At 44.8% G+C, this 22590-nt stretch carries 12 protein-coding genes; 10 read left to right on the forward strand and 2 right to left on the reverse strand.

The window, feature by feature from the left end; translation table 11 throughout:
* The first annotated feature begins 240 nt into the window (after positions 1-240).
* From V202x_RS17490 to V202x_RS17520, 7 genes are all read left to right on the forward strand, one after another.
* On the forward strand, positions 241-1386 hold the full coding sequence (locus V202x_RS17490; RefSeq protein WP_145177737.1) for a hypothetical protein: 1146 nt from the start codon (positions 241-243) through the stop codon (positions 1384-1386).
* A gap of 59 nt (positions 1387-1445) precedes the next feature.
* Positions 1446-2654 carry a PQQ-binding-like beta-propeller repeat protein gene (locus V202x_RS17495; RefSeq protein ID WP_145177738.1) on the forward strand — a complete coding sequence of 403 codons (1209 nt, stop codon included), beginning with the start codon at positions 1446-1448 and terminating at the stop codon, positions 2652-2654.
* 45 nt (positions 2655-2699) lie between these two features.
* Entirely contained in the window at positions 2700-3101 is a 402-nt protein-coding gene (crcB, locus tag V202x_RS17500) for a fluoride efflux transporter CrcB (protein WP_145177739.1), read from the forward strand.
* Positions 3102-3346: 245 nt separating this feature from the next.
* The gene (locus tag V202x_RS17505) at positions 3347-3859 is read left to right on the forward strand and encodes a TIGR03546 family protein (protein ID WP_145177740.1); all 513 of its coding nucleotides are present in this window, start codon (positions 3347-3349) and stop codon (positions 3857-3859) included.
* Complete coding sequence (locus V202x_RS17510; protein ID WP_145177741.1) at positions 3856-5595, forward strand: TIGR03545 family protein; 1740 nt, start codon at positions 3856-3858, stop codon at positions 5593-5595. The genes V202x_RS17505 and V202x_RS17510 overlap by 4 nt, the downstream gene beginning before the upstream one ends.
* Before the next feature lie 447 nt (positions 5596-6042).
* Positions 6043-7206, forward strand: a complete 1164-nt coding sequence (locus tag V202x_RS17515; RefSeq protein ID WP_145177742.1) for a M24 family metallopeptidase — start codon at positions 6043-6045, stop codon at positions 7204-7206.
* Positions 7207-7393: 187 nt separating this feature from the next.
* The gene (locus tag V202x_RS17520; RefSeq protein ID WP_145177743.1) at positions 7394-8389 is read left to right on the forward strand and encodes a cation diffusion facilitator family transporter; all 996 of its coding nucleotides are present in this window, start codon (positions 7394-7396) and stop codon (positions 8387-8389) included.
* Positions 8390-8423: 34 nt separating this feature from the next.
* Here V202x_RS17520 and V202x_RS17525 read toward each other — a convergent pair whose 3' ends face one another.
* Positions 8424-9566, reverse strand: a complete 1143-nt coding sequence (locus tag V202x_RS17525) for a porin (RefSeq protein ID WP_197992939.1) — start codon at positions 9564-9566, stop codon at positions 8424-8426.
* A gap of 1153 nt (positions 9567-10719) precedes the next feature.
* Between V202x_RS17525 and V202x_RS17530 the strand changes: the two genes are divergently transcribed.
* From V202x_RS17530 to V202x_RS17540, 3 genes are all read left to right on the forward strand, one after another.
* Positions 10720-17583, forward strand: a complete 6864-nt coding sequence (locus tag V202x_RS17530) for a VCBS domain-containing protein (RefSeq protein ID WP_145177745.1) — start codon at positions 10720-10722, stop codon at positions 17581-17583.
* Between the two features lie 385 nt (positions 17584-17968).
* Positions 17969-18331 carry a DUF3467 domain-containing protein gene (locus V202x_RS17535; RefSeq protein ID WP_145177746.1) on the forward strand — a complete coding sequence of 121 codons (363 nt, stop codon included), beginning with the start codon at positions 17969-17971 and terminating at the stop codon, positions 18329-18331.
* A 403-nt stretch (positions 18332-18734) separates the two neighbouring features.
* Entirely contained in the window at positions 18735-21611 is a 2877-nt protein-coding gene (locus V202x_RS17540) for a 2-oxoglutarate dehydrogenase E1 component (protein ID WP_145177747.1), read from the forward strand.
* A 23-nt stretch (positions 21612-21634) separates the two neighbouring features.
* On the opposite strand, the gene fhcD is transcribed toward V202x_RS17540, so the two are convergent.
* Complete coding sequence (gene fhcD / locus V202x_RS17545) at positions 21635-22549, reverse strand: formylmethanofuran--tetrahydromethanopterin N-formyltransferase (RefSeq protein ID WP_145177748.1); 915 nt, start codon at positions 22547-22549, stop codon at positions 21635-21637.
* Between the last annotated feature and the right edge of the window lie 41 nt (positions 22550-22590).

Below are 22590 nucleotides of genomic sequence, written 5' to 3' on the forward strand. Positions count from 1 at the left end.
TGTATCTAGCTATCATCATAGAAACTGCCAATGATGGAGTGAATGGTGAATGTTAATTTTAATTAAACAAAGTCCCATTCTTACCTTACTGACTTGAATCTACCGAAACCAAACTGTCATACTTGTCGATGTGGGAATGAAGTTGATACAATATCATCTTACGCTCCTTCAATGAATTAAAAGATCCTCAAACAATTGGCGGGTCAGTACTATTACCGCGATCAATCTCAGGAGACTCCGATGAAGCGAAGCAGTTTTTTATTCTGCCTCATATTCCTTTTCAGTTCTCTGATGACAGTCTGGGCTGATGACGTTGAACAACAAATTGTGCAAATCAAGCAGGTTCAAAAAGAAGGCCAAGGAAATCTCACTGCCTCACAAGCGGTTCAAAAGCTTTCAAAATCAAATGCGTCGGCCCTGATACCTATACTTTCCAGTTTTAAAGATGCAAATCCCATCGCAGTCAATTGGTTGCGTGGTGCTTTCGAGGCGATTGCTGCAAATGCCATCAAACAGAAAACACTTCCCACGCAAAAATTGGAAAAATTTATTCAGGATAAATCACAGAACCCTCGTGCCAGACGTTTGGCATACGAAACTCTCATCAAAGTTGATCCACAGGCTGCGGACCGAATCATTCCTGGTATGTTAAATGATGCCAGTGTCACTCTACGACGCGATGCCGTGCAGCGATTGATTGATGAAGCAAAAAGTCTAGAAAAGGCCGGTAAAAAAGACCAGGCAAAGAAAGTGTATCAACAGGCTCTCTCCGGCGCAACTGATTCCGATCAGGTCAAAGTGATTGTCAAACCCTTAAGAGGTCTGGGTGACAAAATCGATCTACAAAAGCATTTTGGATTTCTAACTGACTGGATGATTGTAGGACCTTTCGATAATCGTGATAAAAAAGGCTATGACACAGTCTATTCTCCAGAAGATAAAATTGATTTCTCTTCAACTTTGGAAGGAAAAGAAGGAAAAGTAAAATGGAAATCGGTGAACACTAAAGATGATTATGGGATTTTTGACATCGCAAAGTCGATTTCTCCCTATAAAGGAGCCGTCATGTACTGTGTGGCTGACTTCTATAGCCCACAGGAACAATCTTTGGAAATTCGGTTGGGAACTCCCAATGCCTGGAAAATCTGGGTGAATGGAAAACTGCTGTTTGCACGGAACGAATATCATCGCGGGATGGTTGTAGACCAGTACAGTGTACCTGTGAAATTCAAACCTGGTAAAAATGTGATTTTGCTCAAACTCTGTCAGAACGAGCAAACTGATAGCTGGGCTCAACGCTATCAGTTTCAACTTCGCATCGCGCATCCTTCTGGAATAGGGGTGCTTTCACAAAAAGCAGAAACAACGACGCAACTGAGTCCCTGACATTCGATATGCCATTATAATTATGATTTATACGCTTCTTTCCTGAAGAGGATGAACTGATGAAATACGAATCCACCAAATTTCTGATACCCTTGATTGCAGTTTGTTTGAGTTGCGGGGCTGATTGGCCTCAGTTCCGGGGGCCTTTAACAAATAATGTCGCTATCTCAGAAACGCCTCCTGCTAAAGTAGATCAGGAAAACATTGCCTGGACTGCTGAACTGGAAGGGCGGGGAGCCTCTGGCCCTATCGTGGTGGGTGATAAAGTTTTTATTACCAGCACAACGGGTTTCAAACAGGATCAACTGCATGTTCTTTGTTTTGATGCCAATTCAGGAAAACGCCTTTGGGAACGTCAGTTTTGGGCAACCGGTCGCACGCAGTGTCATAAGAAAATGTCCGTGGCCACTCCAACTCCCGCCAGCGATGGAAAACGCGTCTTTGCTACCTTTTCCAGTAACGATGTGGTGTGCCTCGACTTGGATGGGAATTTACTCTGGATACGTGGACTGTCACATGATTATCCCAATGCCAGTAATAGTCTCGGCATGGCTTCTTCTCCCATTGTTGTCGGCGAAACCTTGATTGTACCTGTTGAAAATGATGATGATTCATTTACCACTGGACTCGACGTGAAGACGGGAATAGCGCGTTGGAAAATCAATCGTCCGCGTGTTGCGAATTGGACTTCACCGGCGATTCTGCAATCATCTCCAGATGCTGAGCCTGTTGTATTACTCCAGTCAAGTGAGGGTGTCGATGCGATTTATCCTGAAACAGGCGAAACTGCCTGGCAGTATGAACAAGGTGCTGGTCGGATTCCTTCTACCACTGTGGGGGATAACATTCTGTATGTTCCCTCTAATGGTTTGACAGCATTAAGCCCCGGTTCCAGTAGTGATCCCCCTAAAGTGCTTTGGAAGGAACAAAAACTCTCTCCCGGCACTGCCAGTCCTCTTGTTTATCAAAATAATGTATTTACTGTGAATCGGGCAGGTGTATTAAACTGTGCCAATCCAAAAACAGGCGATTTGGTTTGGCGATTGCGTTTGAAAGGCCCCTTTAGTGCAACACCGATTGCCGCTGCAAACCATCTTTATCTGGTCAATGAGAAAGGATTGTTGCAAGTGGTACAATTGGGTACAGACAAAGGAGAAGTCACGGGAGACATTGATTTGAAAGAAACGATTTTGGCTACACCAGCAATTGCCAATAACTCGCTATTTATCCGCAGTGATAAACACCTTTGGAAAATTTCTTCTAAATAACTAGTGTCTTCTCTCCAGAGGGTTGACTGAGAAAAGGAACGATTTGTGTCACAATTGCTGGCTGTCGGATTAGGTGGATTCGTCGGAGCCGTCGCGCGATATAGCATTACGGAATTTATGGCAAAGAAATTTCCCGGTAGTTTTCCTGTAGGAACACTCGTTGTCAATTTAGCAGGCTGTTTTGTGATTGGAATTTTGATGGCTCTCATCCTTCATAAACAGCAGGTTCCCCCCTCGATTCGTATGCAAGAACATGTCAGTTTATTCTTGATTTCAGGATTCCTGGGTTCATTGACCACATTCTCAACCTTTGGTTATCACACAGTGAGCCTGTTAAGAAATTCCGAAGTAAATCTTGCCTTTCTCAATATCTTCGGAAATGTAGTCGTTGGACTCTTTGCCGTCTGGCTCGGTTGGACTTCGGTCATCTTCTGGTTGGAAAAGTAATACCGACTGTGACTCAATTGGATCTTTTAATACTTCGATTTCTTAATTATGTCTCAGTTAGCTGTGTCCCCTAATTTCTCACAAGCTCTTTTTAAATGTTAAGATTTTCTGATTATAACGATTAAGACGTGAGTTATTCTGACCGATAACAAAACTATTCGGGGGGAGTTCTGCCTGACTTTCTAGTCAGGTAGAACTATTTTTAGATTCCCTAACTCCATCAATAGTACGGAGTATCCCCCAAAATGTCCTATTGGCTTCGACCTTTGCGTTTTCTCGCTAGTGCGCTCAGCGGTGCGTCTTCTCCCCGTCAATTGGCACTCGGTTTCAGTATGGGGATGGTGATTGGACTTGTCCCCAAAGAGAATTTGACTGCAGTTATTTTGCTCTTCATCCTGGCTGGATCAAAAGTCAATCTCTGCTCTGCGTCATTATCAACAGTTCTTTTTTCCTGGCTGGCATTAGTACTCGATCCACTGAGTCATCTGATTGGACGCAGTGTTCTCCTGGCTGCACCATTACAGGATTTTTGGTACTCAATTTATGAAGTCCCTCTGATGCCTTGGACAGACTTCAATAATACCATCGTAATGGGCAGTCTGCTTCTGGGACTTTTCTTGTTCTATCCCACTTATCGGATTTCGAAGCCACAGTTTGAAAAGTATACCCCCTTGGTTTCTCAGAAATTAAAGAAATATCGAATCGTTCAAATTCTCTGGGGCACTGAAATCAGTGCGATTACGGGGGAAGTCGCATGAGATGGAATTACTTACTACCTCGTTTCACAATTGCTGCCATAATCTGGTTCTTTTTTGCTTTTGCATTCGATCCTCTTATACGAAGTAGTCTGGTCAGTTTGGGGCAAAAGGTAACTGGTACGAAAGTGGATGTTTCCAGTTTACAAACAGGTTTCTTTCCTCCTTCCATCAAAACCGGGCCTGTTTTGATCGCCAGTCATTCTAACGAACAACGCAACCTTGTTCGATTCGGTCGGGTCGAAATGAAACTTGCCAGCAAACCACTTATGCATCGAAATCTGATTGTCGAAGAGGTGACAGTTTCCGGTATGGAGTTTGATACTCCTCGAACCACATCAGGAAAACTCTCAGAGACGACATCAGACCAGTCGGGAACCAGATTCCATTTTGACACTAATCCGTTTCGTAAAACGTCAAAAGAACTAGGGGAATCCTGGTTGAGTAGTCTGATGAGTTCAGTCACCGAACAATTGGATCCCAATCGCCTGGAAACAGTATGTGTTTCCAGAATCGTTCAACAAGAGTGGAAACAACGTTTTGCCCAATACGAAACCCGGCTTCAACAGATTAAGCTGGAAGCGGATTCGGTACAAAATAAAGTAAAAACGGCAAGTGGCAAGACGTTGAATAAAATCAAGACCTATGCCCAATCAGCCGAGCGTGTGGATCGACTTATCAAGGAAGGCAAACAAATTCGCAACGAGTTGAAATTGCTTCCTCAAATTGCACAGCAGGATTACAAACGCATTGAAGATGCGAAAGAGCAAGATCTGACAAACCTTGATCAGATGTTGGAATCTATTTCACCCGATCCACACAAGATCTTACATGCATTGCTCGGTGAAGAATTATCCCGACAACTAAATCAAGTATCGGGTTGGTCAAATATGATTCTCCAAACTGTCAGAACTCTACAGGATGAACAGGAACCAGATCGCTCTCAGGGAGAATGGATTGATTTTCGTCGTGATACCAGTTTACCGCAAGTTCTGTTTAAAAAAATTCGACTAACAGGTGCCGCGCGAGTGAATCAACAGAAATATCCATTTGTTGGAATGGTCAAAGGTCTTTCCTGCTCTCCCAAACTGTATCAAGAACCAATCACAATCCAGGCACAGGTCGAGGCCGAAGCCTATATCAAAATGGCAGGAGACCTTAATTTTTATCAAGAATCACCCACGCACGAATTTGTTGTGTTATTCAAACTTCCACATCAGAAAAAAATCACTCTCGAAAATTCAGAAATGCTTTCACTTTTTTTGATTGCGGATCAGACAGAATGTAAAACCCACATTTCATTTAGAGAAGAGGATTTCCAATGTCGTTTGGAATTTAAACAGACGCCGGTTCGTTTTCAGCTTTCCAGCCCGAAAAACGATCATCACGCAATGGGGAACATCCTGGAACATTCTTTAGATTCCATCGATTCTATTTCCGCTACGTTGAATTATTCTGGTTCTTATGAAAGTCCAGAATTGAAAATTGAATCTGAGTTAGGGCAGAAAATCGCCGAAGGTTTGAATATGGCGTTAGAAGTCGAATTCAATCGGCAAAAGCAAGAAAAGGCATTGAGAATTGAGCACTTAGCAAGTCAGGAACGAGAGAAACTGATCCAAAAACTCAATGGACAATATTCTGAAATCATCGCTCATTTGGAAGAGCAGGAATCGAAAGTGCAAGCCGTCATTCAAAAAGTATCAAATCGTCCTTTGGATATCCGCCGGCTGCTGCGTTAAGCGAACTGCTCATTTGCTCAAGCATTGTCAAATCGCTGTAAAAAAAGTGGCTATGCTTGCTTTGGTTCCCATAAATTCCCCTTGATTTCTCTCTGATTCTGATATTATTAATGATATCAGGAATGGAGTGCGATGCAGGATGCTTTTTTTCGCCTTTTTTATTGCCTTATCTGGCTGCACCTCTCCAGTTCACTTTTCGTGATTGTTTGATTCATTTCTCGAATCGTCCGGTTCTTTTATCGATGAAATCTGGTTTACATTTGATTCATAACAATAATTGATGCGAAACTTAAGATTCTTGAGTTATAAACTCGAGAAAGACTTGACTTAAACAATGTTCAATACAAAACTCATTTAAAGAGATCAACATTCAAACATACGTGTCTTAAAGGGTCTGTTGCGTGTATTTGATAAATAGTCTGTAATTTATCCAGTCTGGAGTTTTTTATGACTATCGTGGCAGTAAATGCTCATGCCCCTATCTCTTCAGGAGAAATACCTACGACAGACCCTCGACGTGCACTCGACGTAGACCAGAAGCAGCAACAAGTTGTCGAACTTCTCGAGAAGAACCAGCTTGATGCGTTGCTTTTGCAAGCTCCTGATAATATTGCCTGGTTTACAGGAGGGGCAGATCTCACGCGTCCCGGTTCAGTAGAAAGTATCGCAGCGGTATTTGTTACCACAGATGCAAGGCTAGTCGCCTGCAATAATGTGGATGCCGATCAAATTTTTGATCGCGCAATTCCCGGCTTGGGCTTCCAGGTAAAATCCAGACCATGGTATGAGCCATTATCGAAACTAATAAATGATCTTTGTAAGGGAAGAAAAGTAGCCAGCGATACGGGGGTTGATCAGACTCTGAATATTTCTGAGCAATTAAAATCCCTGCGGTTTCCATTTACTGAGCTGGAAGGCGAGCACATTCGGGAAGTAGGAAAACTGGTTGCACATGCAGTGGAGGCTACTGCGAGAAGTGTGGAACGCGGTGCTACAGAACAGGAAATCGCCGGCTCGCTCTCTCATCGACTACTAAAACGTGGTGTCACTCCCAAACGCTTGCAGGTCATGGCTGATGGCCAATGCATTCGTTATCGTCATTGGGGCTTTGGTGAAGATCGATTGGAACGATATTGTATTATCTCTGCCGTAGGTTCGCTAAATGGCTTACATGCCGCCGCGACAAGAACTGTTGCATTGGGGAAACCTCCATCCAGCTTTATTAAGTCGCATCATCTGGCGTTATTAATGCAAGCGACCGGCATGTATTTTTCCAAACCCGATTGGGCTTTATTTGATACTTGGAAACGTGTAAAGCGAATCTATGAAAAATATGACTGTCCCGATGAATGGCAGCACGCCGATCAGGCAGATATTATTGGATATCTGCCTGCGGAAACATCAATTCTCCTTAATAGTGAGTTTAAATTGAAAACAGGCACGGCTGCGTTCTGGCACCCTTCAGTAGGCCCGGCGATGACCGGGGATACGATTCTTGTTGAAGAGGATAATACCATCCTGATTACGCCGATGGAGCAATGGCCGACTGCAAAAATTATGGTGAAAGAACATCAAATTGCTTTACCTGATATTTTGATCCTGCCAGACTAATTCAAAATGTAGAATCGGTTACAGGCTGAAACGAGAAAACATCAGAGTTTATTTCATACTCACCATTTCTCACTTGTCAATTCTTCTTGGTCGAATCAAGATAGGTCAAGCCGGGCCAGCAAAGGAAATCATTTGACATGTTTTTTTCTGCATATACCAGAATTCACTTTGATGTGATACTATTTTAATGGTTGCTTCTGATTCCCCAGATCATTCCAGCTCTACCACTCAAACCCCTATGTTGGACGTGTTCCCCGAACGCTTAGAACTATCACAAGATGTTTCTCGTCTCCGTCGAAGGAGAACAGCCCGACTCATCAAAGTTTCCTGGATGGGGATTTCTGTTCGTTTGTTTGTCATTATCATGGAGTTAATCGGGCTTTGGTTTCTGGGTCATTCTGTTCTACTCGTAGATGCACTGGCGAGTAGTGCGGATGTTTTAACATCATTCGCCATTTTATTCGCAATTCGTTTAGCAGAACGCCCACCTGATGATGATCATCCTTTTGGTCATGGTCGTTATGAACCCCTGGCAGGCTTTCAATTAGGCTTACTGATTCTTGTGGTGGGGGCAGGCACTTTTGCCTATCAACTGTTCGCTGCGATCAGTCATGCCCAATCAGAGATAATAGGCTGGGTCAGTTGGATGATTCCCTTGTTCGCTACGATTTTGCTGGAGATGACTTGCCGTATTGTCTTGAAAATGGCGAAACAGGAAAAAAGCTCAGCGATGATAGCGGAAGCCTATCACTATCGTGTCGATGCAATTACGAGTCTGGTGGCTGCCTTCGGTTTACTCATTGCCAGCCAAATTTCTGAGTACGGCCACTTGATTGATCATATCACTGCAATGATTCTTGCAATCATTATGATTTATTTGGGATGGATTGCTGCCAGAGAAAATCTTAATGAACTGACAGATAAGATTCCTCATCAAAATTATTTCGATCAGGTAAAGTTATCTACATTAAAAGTGGAAGGTGTTCTGGATGTGGAAAAGGTGAGAATTCAGACAGCCGGCCCTGATGCGCACGTAGATATCGATATCGAAGTCAATCCTAACGAAACGGTTGCCCAGGCCCATTTAATAGCGCAACGAGTTCGCCACCAGATTCAACTCGATTGGCCGAATGTGAGAGAAGTGGTTGTGCATGTAGAGCCTTATTACGAAGCGGATCATTAGCCCTGGTTTAAGAGGTTTCCAATTCACACCTCAATTAGAACCGAATGATTACATCGCCACCAAGTAATACCTGATAGTCGGCCTGGAAGTTACGGTAGGGACCTTGGACGTTCAGTAAGGGAGAACTCGTATCAGACCAGTCAAATCGTAGTTCTGGTCGAACTGTGACACACGGATGAGGCTTCCAGTTGGCTCCTACTGTTAATTCAAAGTAGTTGCCACCTGAAGCAAACGGGGGAGATAACTGAACAACACGAGAGAAATCCTGATCCCGGAACCATTCAAAGCGGGCTCCCCATGCCAAAGTATCAGATACATCATAGTACAGATATTGATTGATTGAATACCATTTCGCAGGGACCACTTGAAATTGATTATTGATCGCTCCGTTGTCCTGGATTCCGAAGTCACTCTGAAACACATAGGTCAGGCAGTCATTGAATTGATGAGACAAAACAAAGCTAATGATAGTGCGGTTCGCACTGGCGTCGACATTTGTGTCTTGGTCTCCAGAAGATAATGCAAGATTTACATTTGTTGCTTGATCACTGCTGACCCAGCCAATCCCCGCTAGTAATTCTGCATCATCATTGGGATCTTCCCAGGCATCCCAGCCTCGAGCAATACCAGCTAACAATTGGAGCTGATCGCTCACCTGGAATGTCGACAGAATACCTGTGTGGGTGAATGGCTCTCCATATTGCATGGAATAAGAGTGTGAATAAAAGAAGTTGTCTGGTGCGGTTACTTTTTCATATCCAATGGGAGTATAAAAGTGCCCTGCTTTGACGCTCACACCAGAAAGCCAGGGAATATAAAGTTCTGCATACAATTGGGGTAATGCGACACCATACATGGCAAATGTGTTGCCACCGCTACGTCGTGGTCCATCCGAGCTGTTCCAGTGAGCCGAACCATCAGTGTTTGTTTCAAGCCCAATTGCAGTGGTAAAGAAATAGTCGGTACCATAGAGTAAGTCGGCGCGGAAGCCCCAATCCAGTTCATCGCCTCCAAAATCAACTTCACGTTCCATGAACAGATAAAGCTGGTTCATCTGATATTCGTTAGAGCGATCATTGAAGGTGACTGGTAGATTGAAATTGTTTGATGGTTTCTGAAAGTTCCCGGTAAAGCCCTGGTCGAGCCAGCCACCGACTCTGATTCTCTGAGAATTCATCGAAGGGTATATTGGTGAACGACTCATAAGGAACTGTTCAAGGAAATTACAGCACTGGCATTCCGGCAAACATAATTCATCAACGCAACAGGTTCCAGCTTCATCAGTGGTGTCGCAGCTTGTGTTAACATAGTCTAATGACACAGGTTGGTATACGCTTTGATCTTCTTCGAACTCAAGTGCAGAGTCATAAGAGAACGCATTCTCTCGCTGATTTTGCTGTCCGAAAACAAGTCCAGGCATACATATAATGACGCCAAACACAATCCATTGTGAGTATTTTTTTATTCGCATCGTAATCCAAACTTGTGCGATAAAATGGCAAATGAACTGCGAATCTTTATAATTCGCATATCGCTGGTAGTATTCCGTCCTTGGAAGCTGTTCTTTCAGCTCTCATTGAATGAGTCTATATAAATTCAATCGGCATTAAGTGTTTTGAAGGTATATAGTTATATGGTTTTGCTTTTTCCCTGACTTAGTGATGGTTTAAACAATGAGGATAAAGACTCTTCCTCTTTCTATTTCGGTTTGGATGGTTAGGGAGACAGAAGCTATTTATTTGTAAAGTAATCTCTTAACACTCATTTTGTGGTTTAAACGTCAGGATCGCCTTTATTTTACCTATTTTATCAAATCTTTATTGAAAGCACTTCTTCTGCGGCTAAACGATTTTGACCTAAATTGTTCAATAAGATTTGCTAAAGGTTTGATTCCCAGGTATGGAAGCTGAATACTTCATGAAATGTACAGTATTCTTGACGAGCATGTTTCTTAAGTTAAACAATCACGTTGACTTAAAGTAACATTACGGTCTATTTCATTTACTGAACAAGACTCTTCTCTTTGTGATGACCTTCACGATGTCACTATAATCTGAACAGCATTGTCTAAACAGCGCAAATTGCCTTTTTATTAATTGCAATTGGGTCGCCTATGAGCAAAGATATTTCTCATGCTGGATTATTGTTGAAATCTTTAGCGAAATCTGCGTAAGCAAAAAAGAAAAACCTTTTAGACGAGGCATGGCTTACTGTTAGATTTAATTCGTTTAATCGTCAAACTAAGTGACTATTTCGACAGTAAATACCCTCACGAATCATACCATTCAAAATTTGACCACTATTCAATTCAGTTACGAGTAAAAATCATTATGAAGAGCCTGAAAAGATTGTTTGGCCGTAAAACTGCTCGCAAAGTAAACCGTCGTTTGCCATTTCGGGTTTCTCGCCCGATTGGCTATGCAAGCCATGTCGAGCGGCTTGAAGATCGAACTTTACTCGCCAGCAATATTTTAGCTTCGCTCGAAAGTTCAGTAAATCAGCCCAATGACACAACGGAACTGACTCTGAATGTCGGGCCAGGTAGTTCACCCACATTGGGATTTGAAGTTAGAGCGGCTGCCAACTCTGTCTTTGATCCGGCAGCGATCCGCATTTTCGATGCTAATACAAATGCGGTTATTCCGCTGGAACTTGCGGAAAATGATCATAATGGTTCGACGAACTCACTTGCCTTGGCAAATTTAGGTCCTGGTGAATACCGAATCGAAGTTACTGGTCAGACTTCAGACACCGGTGGTTTTGTTATTGATGTATTCTTGCCTGGTGATTCAGATGGTAGTGGTTCTGTCTCAGATACCGAATACCAGCACGCATTAGCGGCCATGCAACAGCATTTGTTTGGTTTCAATAGTGTCACTGCACACTTGATCGTGCAGCAAATGGGATTGGACCCCAGTACGAACTTCTATTCAGAAGAGTTGGATAGTGACAGAGATGGCGATGTCGACAACGATGACTTGTCTTTGATGACCGCGAATCGGAATATCCCTGCTGTTCAATTCGAACTGATTGGTGATCAGGATCCACCTCAGATCATTGCTGGTTTGCAAATCGATTCTGGTGTTTCCAATTCCGATGGGATCACCAACGATTTAACCATCTTGGGGAATATCTCTGATGAGAGCTTGATTACACAATTTAAAGTAGGACTGGATGGGGCTCCCCTGGTCGATTTCGTTGATATCTTCTCACTCATTTCTGGTGGTGCGAATGGTGGCTCGTTTACGCTAACTCGCAGTTGGATAGAGACCAATCTGAACAATGGGAATTCTCTGGAGGGCGGCACGCATACTCTCAGCTTCTTTGCACAGGATGAGCATGACAACAATAACGTCGATTCCTTCTTCGATGTGACTTTCGAGTTGGATGTGACCGATCCCACTGCTACGGGAACACCGATCACAAATCAGAATGAAGATGAAGACTTTGGTTCTTTGGATTTGGGACCTCTGACCGATTTCTTCAATCAGAATGGTGGTACTGCACTCAGCTTCCAGGTCGATAGTATCACGAATCCGATTGTCACCGTGGACTTCTCGTCTGGAAATTTAGTTTTGAACTCAATTCAGGATGCCTTTGGCTCTACTGACATTGTGATTCTGGCAATGGATTTAGCTGGTAACTCTGTTCTCTCAAATTTATTTACCGTTGATGTAAATCCACAGAACGATGCGCCAGTCGCCATCGATGATGCTTTTACGACAGACGAAGACACGGTATTGAACGGTGGCACCAATGTATTTGCCGCGAACCCCACAACGCCTGATTCGGATGTCGAAAATGATCCCTTCACTGTTACGGAAGTCAACGGAAATGCTGCGAGTGTCGGTAATCAGATTACATTAACATCGGGAGCATTGTTGACTCTGAATTCAAATGGTACTTTCACCTATAATCCTAACGGTGCGTTTGACAATTTGGCGGACGGCCAGAGTGATACAGACAGTTTCACGTATACGATTGATGATGGTACAGGTAGCCTGATTACGACCGATACGGCCACTGTGACAGTAACGATCAATGGTCTGAACGATGATGCCTCGATCGGTGGTGACAATGCGGGCGACATGACGGAAGACGAAGCGGGTGACAGCGGCACGCTGACAATAACGGACGTGGATGATGGGGAAGATGTGTTTGTGACACAGTCATCGACAGTGGGAACGCATGGTACCTTCTCGATCGACGCGGCCGGTAACTGGACCTATACCCGGACAGCGGATCTGAATGCGCTGAACGCCGGGGATCAAGTCACCGACACGTTCACCGTGACCTCCAGCGATGGTACGGCAACCGAGGATGTGACGATCACGATCAATGGTCTGAACGATGATGCCTCGATCGGTGGTGACAATGCGGGCGACATGACGGAAGACGAAGCGGGTGACAGCGGCACGCTGACAATAACGGACGTGGATGATGGGGAAGATGTGTTTGTGACACAGTCATCGACAGTGGGAACGCATGGTACCTTCTCGATCGACGCGGCCGGCAACTGGACCTATACCCGGACAGCGGATCTGAATGCGTTGAACGCCGGGGATCAAGTCACCGACACGTTCACCGTGACCTCCAGCGATGGTACGGCAACCGAGGATGTGACGATCACGATCAATGGTCTGAACGATGACGCTTCGATCGGTGGTGACAATGCGGGCGACATGACGGAAGACGAAGCGGGTGACAGCGGCACGCTGACAATAACGGACGTGGATGATGGGGAAGATGTGTTTGTGACACAGTCATCGACAGTGGGAACGCATGGTACCTTCTCGATCGACGCGGCCGGCAACTGGACCTATACCCGGACAGCGGATCTGAATGCATTGAATGCCGGGGATCAAGTCACCGACACATTCACTGTGACTTCCAGCGATGGTACGGCAACCGAGGATGTGACGATCACGATCAATGGTCTGAACGATCCTCCGGTCGCGGAAGCGGATGCGTTTACAACGGACGAAGACACGAGTACCGGCGGTGATCTGTTTGCTGATAACGGGAGTGGTGTGGACAGCGATCCGGACAGTAGCGCGAGTTTCACGATCACGGAAGTGAATGGTGTTTCCGGTAATGTGAACAGCCCGATCATCCTGGCATCGGGTGCGACGTTGACAGTGAATACTGATGGTACTTTCACTTACGATCCTTCGAGCTCGAGCCAGTTCAATGCTTTGGCAGCCGGTGCGCAGGACACGGACAGCTTCGCTTATACGATCGACGATGGGCTGAGTGGTACGGATACGGCCACGGTGACGATTACAATTAATGGTGTGAACGATCCTCCGGTCGCAGAAGCGGATGCGTTCACAACGGACGAAGATACGAGTACCGGTGGTGATCTGTTTGCTGATAACGGGAGTGGTGTGGACAGCGATCCGGATAATGGGGCAAGTTTCACGATCACGGAAGTGAATGGTGTTTCGGGTGATGTGAATAATCCGATCATCTTGGGATCGGGTGCGACGCTGACAGTGAATGCAAATGGTACGTTTACTTATGATCCTTCGAGCTCGAGCCAGTTTAATGCTCTGGCAGACGGTGAGCAGGACACGGACAGCTTCACTTATACGATCGACGATGGTTTGAGTGGTACGGACGTGGCAACGGTGACCATCACGATCAACGGTGTGAACGATCCCGTCACAGCACAAGATGACGCTGTCACGACTAGCAAAAACAACACGATTAATATTGATGTAACAGCCGACAATGGGAATGGTCCTGATACGGATCCTGATACGAATGATATTCTTTCTGTGACTCACATTGCAGATTCATCCATAACCACTACGCCGATAATTACTAATGTTCCGTTCCAGTTAACATCTGGAGCACTACTCACACTTAATGTAGATGGGACCCTAACGTATGATCCGAATGGCCAATTCAATGGTTTAACCCTACCTACTGATACAGCTGAAGATACATTTACCTACACGATCGATGATGGAAATGGTTCAACCAACACGGCGATTGTAACAGTGACTGTTACAGGAAGTAATGAATTACTGATGGTGGTTGGTGCTGGCTTACCTGATATTGAGCGGGATGGTCTCACGTCAGAAGTCATTAACCTGGATAATTTCTTTAACGATGCTGATGCCGGTGATACTATCAGCTATCAGGTTGGAGCAACTCTGGTTGGCGGGGATCCTTTACCAGCAAATTTCTGGGCGAATAATATCTCAATTGAGAATGGGAATGAATTACACATCGACTATAGCATTTTTAGTGATGCCCAGGTTCGGCTGCCTGTGGAGATCACCGTAACAGCTACTTCTAGTGATACGGTATCACCTGACGTTAGTAGTACATTCACGTTAACACCAGATCCTCAAATAACGGCTGAAGTTCGGTTATTGACTCGATCTACAGCATCTTCAGGTCGTGACTTTGTCTTTTTCCGGGCAGAAGCGCCGCTCGGTCCCATACCGGGAGCAGCTCAATTACAGCTTACTAATAACCTGCAAGATCTAGATTTTACTATTTTTCTAAAGGATTATGTCGATCTGGGAACACTAGATTTTGACGGAACAGCGACTCCCAGTGATTCGACTGACGACTTGGGAGTTGTAACTATTGTTGATACAACTACTTTTTCAACGGTGTTTACGATTTATAATTCTGCTTTATCCAATGATGGTATTGTCAAAGATGACGCTGCCTTCACTCTGTCTGGCACATGGGAAGGCTTAAGCAGTGAGATGGTAGACAAGTTGTATAATGGAGATTTGGCTGTTCGGCTTCAAACTCAAGGTGGTTCAACGAGTACTGTTGCAGGTGAAAACATTTCAGCATCACCTGAAGCTGCTAATGTGAATTTGCTGCCTACAACACAGACAGAGTTTGTTAATGGAGAAAATTATGTTGTAGAAATCTGGGTCAGTGATCAATTAGCACAGTCATTGGCTGCACAGTCGGGACTCGAATCAGGCATCGGAGGCCTTCAGGTCGATCTTGAATGGGATGGCAATACTGTTTCGGAACTTCTGGCAGTATTTGTTTCAGGAGAAGCGACCGCCTTTGGCAGTACTTCGGGAGTCACCAGTACTAATGGCGTTACAGGAGTTATTTCTAATATTAATGCCGCAACGTTTGTCCCAGGTATTGCGAAAGATGGAGGTTATGCAAGACTCGGATATGCATTATTTAGAGCGAATTCTATTGTAACAGACGCCGATCCTGCCGAGTTTACAATTTCAATGACTCCCGGACCTAATGTTGATGATGATGCTATCTCCAGGTCGTCGTCAATTGATTTCAGCCAGATTTCACTTGTTGGGGCTTCTGTGACTCATGTTCAGGCACCTGCAGCTCCCTTGCATGGTACCAACGGTCAGGATCAAGGAACCAGCGTTGATTTGATTGTCGTTCAGGAACAAACAGAAATCGATTCAACGGGTCATGCTGTAGCCTTACCCAAAAGTGATGCCTGGGTTGATGAGTGGAGTTCGTTCTGGGTCGAAATTTATATGGAAACTCCGGATGCCAGAGCAATCGCGGAAGCCCTGGTTGATTTGAATTACAATACGGAATTCTTCACTGCCACAGAAATTGAATTTGGTAGTGCTTTTGCTGACAATGGTAATGCTTTGATTGATGATTCCACAGGAATTGTTACCTCATTGCATGCCACTGCAACGTTTGAAGGAGCGGGAAGTCAAAGAACTGCCTTGTTGGCGCGCGTCAAATTTGAATCATTAGAGCAAGATGATGTTACGATTGACTTCGAGGACAAATTCATCGGTCCCCACGATCTTGGACTTTCACTGAGTAACGTCCAGGTTGCGCTCACTGATGGTTTTCATACTTACCTAACAGATGACATCATTGTTGGCGATAGTCCAGAAACAGATTTATGGGCCATTGCCTATGATGTGAATGATGATGATGCCATTAACTTCCGTGATTTGATGATCCTGGCTTCAATTTACGGTGATAATGTACTCGATACGAACTCTCCTTATGTATGGGCTCTTGATGCGGATAAGAGCGGCACAGTAAACTTTAAAGATTTGTCGTTCTTTGCAACGAACTATGGTGTGTACAAAGGCGGTAATCAACAGGTTGCTTATCCTCCTAACTTCCTGCAACGCTGGTATGGTAACACAACAGACATTACAGGCAGTTCCTCCATCAATGAAGTCATGGACGAAGCCCTGGAAATCTGGCAGGATGCACTAGGGTTGGAACAACCGCTTGATATTCAACTGGTGATTACCGACCTAGGTGGAACCCAATTGGGTGAAGGTCAGATTACAGCCGTCGATGAAGAGGGACGTCCCATTGCCGGGATTGTGACACTCGATGATGATGCCGCCGGATTAGGCTGGTATTCTGATATCAACACCACAGCCTTTGGCGGTACTGAATTGGAGGGGGGAGTCGCTCACACGGCTGATGGTAATTCGGATGCAGTCGGCCGTTACGACTTGCTGACGGTATTACTACACGAAATTGGTCACGTCGCCGGGTTCACTCAAACATATGCACCATTCGGCAGTCATGTCGAAGTGGGTGTGGGTGGAACTTTAAGCTTTGTCGGTAGCGGATTTGAAGCAACACTGACGAATGATGGCTTACATTTGGATGATACCGTTCATGCAGGCGACATCATGAATGCGACCTTGGATCCGGGAGTTCGAAAACTGCCTTCCGTGCTGGATACACTCATTCTGCAGACTGCTCATGAAACGGCGGCTAATGGGAACTTCGAAATTCAGGTTGGTGTCAATGCTCCTCTGATGGCGAATCTGCCGACTACTGAGCTGTTGGCAACAAACACTGCCATGAATCAGGAATCTGCTCCCGTTATTACTGGTGTTGAGTCACTTATTGACTTGGAAATTGGTACCATCCAAATTTCCAGCGGTCTTTCAGGTCAGAACAGCCCTGTGTTAACACAATTCAATCTGGCATCAAACCACTTGAATCTTAATGTTTCTGGTTTGAATCAGGGGGAACTCGATCTGACGGTTCTCGAAGATTTCAGCGAAGAATTGGTCAGTGACCTGCGTCAAAATGGCTTAGCAATTGTGGGGAGTGGTGAAACGAACACTGCTCTTGACTCCGATTCGGATGAGACAGAACTAAATCTATTCGGATTGAATGAGCGAGTTGAAGCCGGATTTGATGATGTCTTCTCTGACTGGTCAGGACCAATCCTCTAGGCTCCTGTTTCTAAATCATCGTTATCTATGAGCCCTTATGTGTTTTTGAGAATACCATAAGGGTTCTTTTTTACTCGAGTAATCATCAATTGGCTGTTGTAGGGGAGATGGGTAGTCGAGTTGTTTTTTGTCAACATACACTTATTTTTGTCAAAGTTGAGTGATTCTATTAGAAGAGTTTTGAAGTCTGTGCCTTCTGTTCTTGAATACTGAACAGGCTGATGTTATGTTTCAAGAGTCTTGGAACACAGCAGGACGGACGAGTTAATTATGTGGGTTGTGGGCTGCTTTTTAAACAGGCAACTTCAATTCCAGATCAGTTCAGGTCCCTATTTCTGGAACCAATTATCTCTTAAGATTTTGTAACATTGAGGAGAAATGAAGCGTGAGTGCTAAGAAAGATGACAAACCAGCTGAAGAAACAATGGAAACCGCTCCAGAGGAGGCTCAAGCTCCAGCCCAACAGCAGCAACAGGTCAAAGTCAATGATACTGATGTCGCTGCCAGCTATGCCAATTTCTGCCGTGTTTCAAGTACTCCAGAAGAATTGATTCTGGACTTGGGATTGAATCCACAACCTCTTGATCCTGCTAATACAGAGATCAATGTCGGTCAGCGTATTATTCTGAATCATTATACTGCGAAACGATTGCTGAGTGCCCTCTCAATGGCATTGCAAAGGCATGAACAGGCATTCGGAGTGTTGGAAACAGACATTCGTAAGCGAGTCGTACGTCAGCAGACTTAGTGTTTTCAGACAAAGTAAGTTGAACAAGACTTATTTCCTGACCGTCCCGATGCAGTTTTCATCGGGACGGTTTTTTTGTGCCCCAGAAGCACTCATCTTTTACAAAAATTTAGACTTATCATAAGTCGATTCTGGGGTATCATACCTAATATTCTGGTTTTTCCTGAGATTTTGAATAAAAGTTTAGCATCAATTGAGTAGGAAAGCGAAAACGAGTTTGGTAACTTTCTGTATGACAGCGCAAGTCAACTAGAGTGGAGCACTTTAAAACTCTGATGTAAGATATAATACGATATTGTAAGTCCGTTTCATACAAGGCTTGTTTCCACAATAAAGCATTTGTTTTTAAGTGCGAATTTTTGATATTTAAGACACGTTCTTCTCTCAGCCCGGAGAGGGCACAATGCTTGATAAACCAGATTCTGCTTCATCCAATTTCAATGGTAATGGTCACCATGAAGCTCAATTACCGACAGAGTTGATCAATGAACTAAGCTCAGAGTCATTGACGTTTGTTGAATCCCTATATACGAGCTATCTGGAGTCACCAGCTTCCGTTTCACAGGAATGGCAGGACTATTTTGCCAGGTTTCCCGCGAAAGTCACCAGAAGTCAAAAATTGAGTTTTGGCCCATCGTTCAAAAGACATACGATGTTCAATCCTCCCGGGAAGCAGAAGCGGGAGGGATCCGAACGTCAGACAATGAAAATTGCGGATCGTCAGGAACGTCTCGACCAGCTGATTCGAAATTACCGGGTGCGTGGACATATTCTGGCTTCGCTGGATCCACTGGGGAAACAACGAGCCACTCCTGCAGAACTCATGCCCGAATTTTATGACTTTTCTGAGAAGGACTATGACCGGGTCTTTTCTACGTCGTCATTTGCGGGGCCTTCGCAACGTACTTTGCGGGAGATGATCCAATGGTTAAGGAATACGTACTGTCGATCGATCGGTGCTCAATTTATGCATATCGACAGCTTACGTGTGCGAAAGTGGCTGCAAAACCGAATGGAAAGCACTGCCAACTTTCTGAAGTTCGAGCGTCCTGAAGCGATTCGCATTCTGCGTCGCTTAACGGATTCTGTGGTTTTTGAGGAGTTCATTCAGAAAAAGTATGTTGGTCTGAAAAGCTTCTCTCTTGAAGGAGCCGAAAGTTTAATTCCTCTCTTAGACCTGGCTGTCGAGAAAGCTGGTGAGCAGGGGGTCGATGAAATCGTTTTTGGAATGGCCCACCGAGGTCGTCTGAATGTGCTTACAAACATCATGGGAAAGCAGCCTCGTGAAATCTTTCGCGAGTATGAAGATTCAGATCCAGAAATGAGTGTCGGGCGTGGAGATGTCAAATACCATCTGGGGTATAGCTCAGACTGGATGACCGAGTCAGGCCATAATGTCCATCTCACACTTTGCTTCAACCCCAGTCATCTGGAGTTCGTGAATCCAGTGGCAATGGGGCGGATGCGTGCCAAACAGGATCGTTGGGAAAACATTGATCGTACCAAGGGAATGGTTTTACTGATTCACGGCGATGCAGCATTTGCTGGTGAAGGCATCGTTCAGGAGAGTTTGAATCTTAGTGAATTAAGAGGGTATCGAACGGGGGGAACGATTCATGTCATTGTGAATAACCAGATTGGTTTTACGACAGACCCCGTTCAAAGCCGCTCTTCGACATATGCGACTGATGTAGCAAAAATGCTACAGATTCCTATTTTTCACGTGAACGGCGAAGACCCGGAAGCAGTGGCCCAGGTTGTCAGGCTGGCGATGGATTTTCGAAAAGAGTTCCATCGTGATGTGGTCATAGATATGTATTGCTATCGTCGCCGCGGTCATAATGAAGGAGATGAACCGGCATTCACACAACCGCAAATGTATGACACTATATCGAAACGGCCTTCAGTTCGAGATAGCTTCCTGCAACGTATGCTGGAACGCAAATCAGTCACTCAGGAAGATGGTGACCGTTTACGGGAAGAGAGTATTTCTCATCTGGAAGCAGAATTGGCTGCTGCCAGAGTAGAGAACTATCCGCATACTGTTGAGCTACCGGCGGGTATCTGGGCCGGTTACCGAGGAGGAGACGAGCTACCTGCTGATCAGGTTGATACAGGAGTTCCAGAGGAAAATCTCGTTAATCTTTTATTAAAGCAGACTGAGGTACCCGAAGGTTTTACTCCGCATAAGAAAATTCAACGTCTCTTGAATATCAGAAAAGAGATGGCAGCGGGAGAACGGAAGCTGGATTGGGGAACAGCAGAGGGGCTAGCTTTTGCTTCGTTGTTAACAGAGGGATATCGCATTCGGGTGAGTGGTCAGGATGCCCAGAGAGGTACCTTCAGCCATCGTCACTCGGTAATTCATGATGTGAAAACAGGTAAAAAATATACACCTCTTAAGCATTTAGTAGCAGGACAAGGGAAGTTTGAGGTTGTGAATAGCCCGCTTTCAGAAGCGGGCGTGTTGGGCTTTGATTACGGATATAGTTTAGATTGCCCCGATGGCCTGATTATCTGGGAAGCACAGTTTGGTGATTTCTGTAATGCGGCTCAAGTGATTATCGATCAATTCATTGTGAGTGCCGAAGACAAATGGCAGCGCTATAGCGGAATCGTGCTTTTGTTGCCTCATGGATTTGAGGGGCAAGGACCAGAGCATTCCAGTGCGCGATACGAACGATTCTTACAGATGGCAGCAGAAAGTAATATTCAGATCGCCGTTCCCACCACACCCGATCAATTTTTCCATTTATTACGACGTCAGGTCATTCGAAAGTGGCGCAAACCTTTAGTTGTGATGACTCCTAAAAGTTTACTTCGGCATCGGGACGCAGTCTCCAGTTTCAACTCGATGAAATCAGGATCTTTTTTCAAAGTGATCGCCGATCCTTCGGATATCGATCCTAGTCAGGTAAAACGAATCCTACTTTGTGCTGGAAAGATCTACTATGATCTCAATGAGCATCGCAAGCAAGCAGAGCGCGATGATGTAGCAATCGTTCGGATGGAACAACTCTATCCAGTTCCTAGTGAAGAGTTGGAAAAAGCGTTGGCTCCCTATCCTGAAGGGACTCCCATTTATTGGGTTCAGGAAGAACCTGAGAATATGGGCGCCTGGAGATTCATCTATTGCCAGTTCAAAGGAAATGTATTTGGCCGACATCCTCTAAAAGGAGTCTATCGTGCAGCAAGTGCTAGTCCGGCGACTGGTTCGAGTAGAAGTCATCAATTCGAACAGGAAATGTTGATCTCAGAAAGCTTTCGGCAAGAAAAGTAAGCCATTATCACTGTTTGATAGCTTTAATCGATTAAGTCCCGAAGATGGAAGTGGTGTTTGCCTAGCTTGCCTCCATAGTTACCCGCAGTCACCTGAAGAATACCAGGTTGCTGGCAGATCGTGTATAAACCTGCTTTCATCGCCTGCTGAACCGGATCGAATGAAACGCCATCAATCACAATTTCATACACACAGCCTGTACCCAGAGGCAAATCTGAATTCGTTTGCGCACGGATTGTAGGACAATAAGCGTCATTGGTGCTGGCTTTCAACTTAGGATAGCGCGATCCCACTTTGCTGCCACTTCTGACAATCCCTCCCGGAAACGGAAGTATTGTGTGCTCTACTTTTTGCATCGCTGATACGGCTGCTTCAGTAGCGAGCAGCCCGTTTTTTTGATCTGTTGCACAAATGATGAGATTGCCTCCAGCGACTCCTTTAAATGATCCCACCTGATCTTCACAAATGAATTCACCATCCATGACTGGAATCCTCCAGAGACGTCGGTTATCCCATTTCTTGGACACTTGAAAACCATCGCCAAAAAAACGTAACTGATTTCCTAAAGCGATGTTTTTTTCTTTGTTTGAGTCTGAATACCCTGAATAACAGGCTGTTGAGGGGCAGGTGAGTATGCATTGACCAACACGATTCGCGACTGCTTTTTCCAAAGCCGAGCGGCTGAAAGCAAAAAACATCAGACTCGCACCCGGTCGACCATCGGGGCTTTCATCGGGAGATAAGAATCTTTCAATTCCCGCTTCTGCATCACAGGCAATGACACTTGTCGCATATCCACTTACTTCAGCTGCGGCAGTTCTGACCCAGGATTCTGTCATTGCAGTTACAATAACTCGAGTTCCCACGGTTGTAAAAGCTTCTGCAAACGTGTCACAAATGGAAACACCGTTTAATTCCAATTCAGTATGAGTATTCAAATTCGTTCCCAAATCACCTATAAAAACAGATATATTCTAGC

Origin of the sequence: Gimesia aquarii, from assembly GCF_007748175.1 — a bacterium.
Taxonomy (GTDB): Bacteria; Planctomycetota; Planctomycetia; order Planctomycetales; family Planctomycetaceae; genus Gimesia; species Gimesia aquarii_A.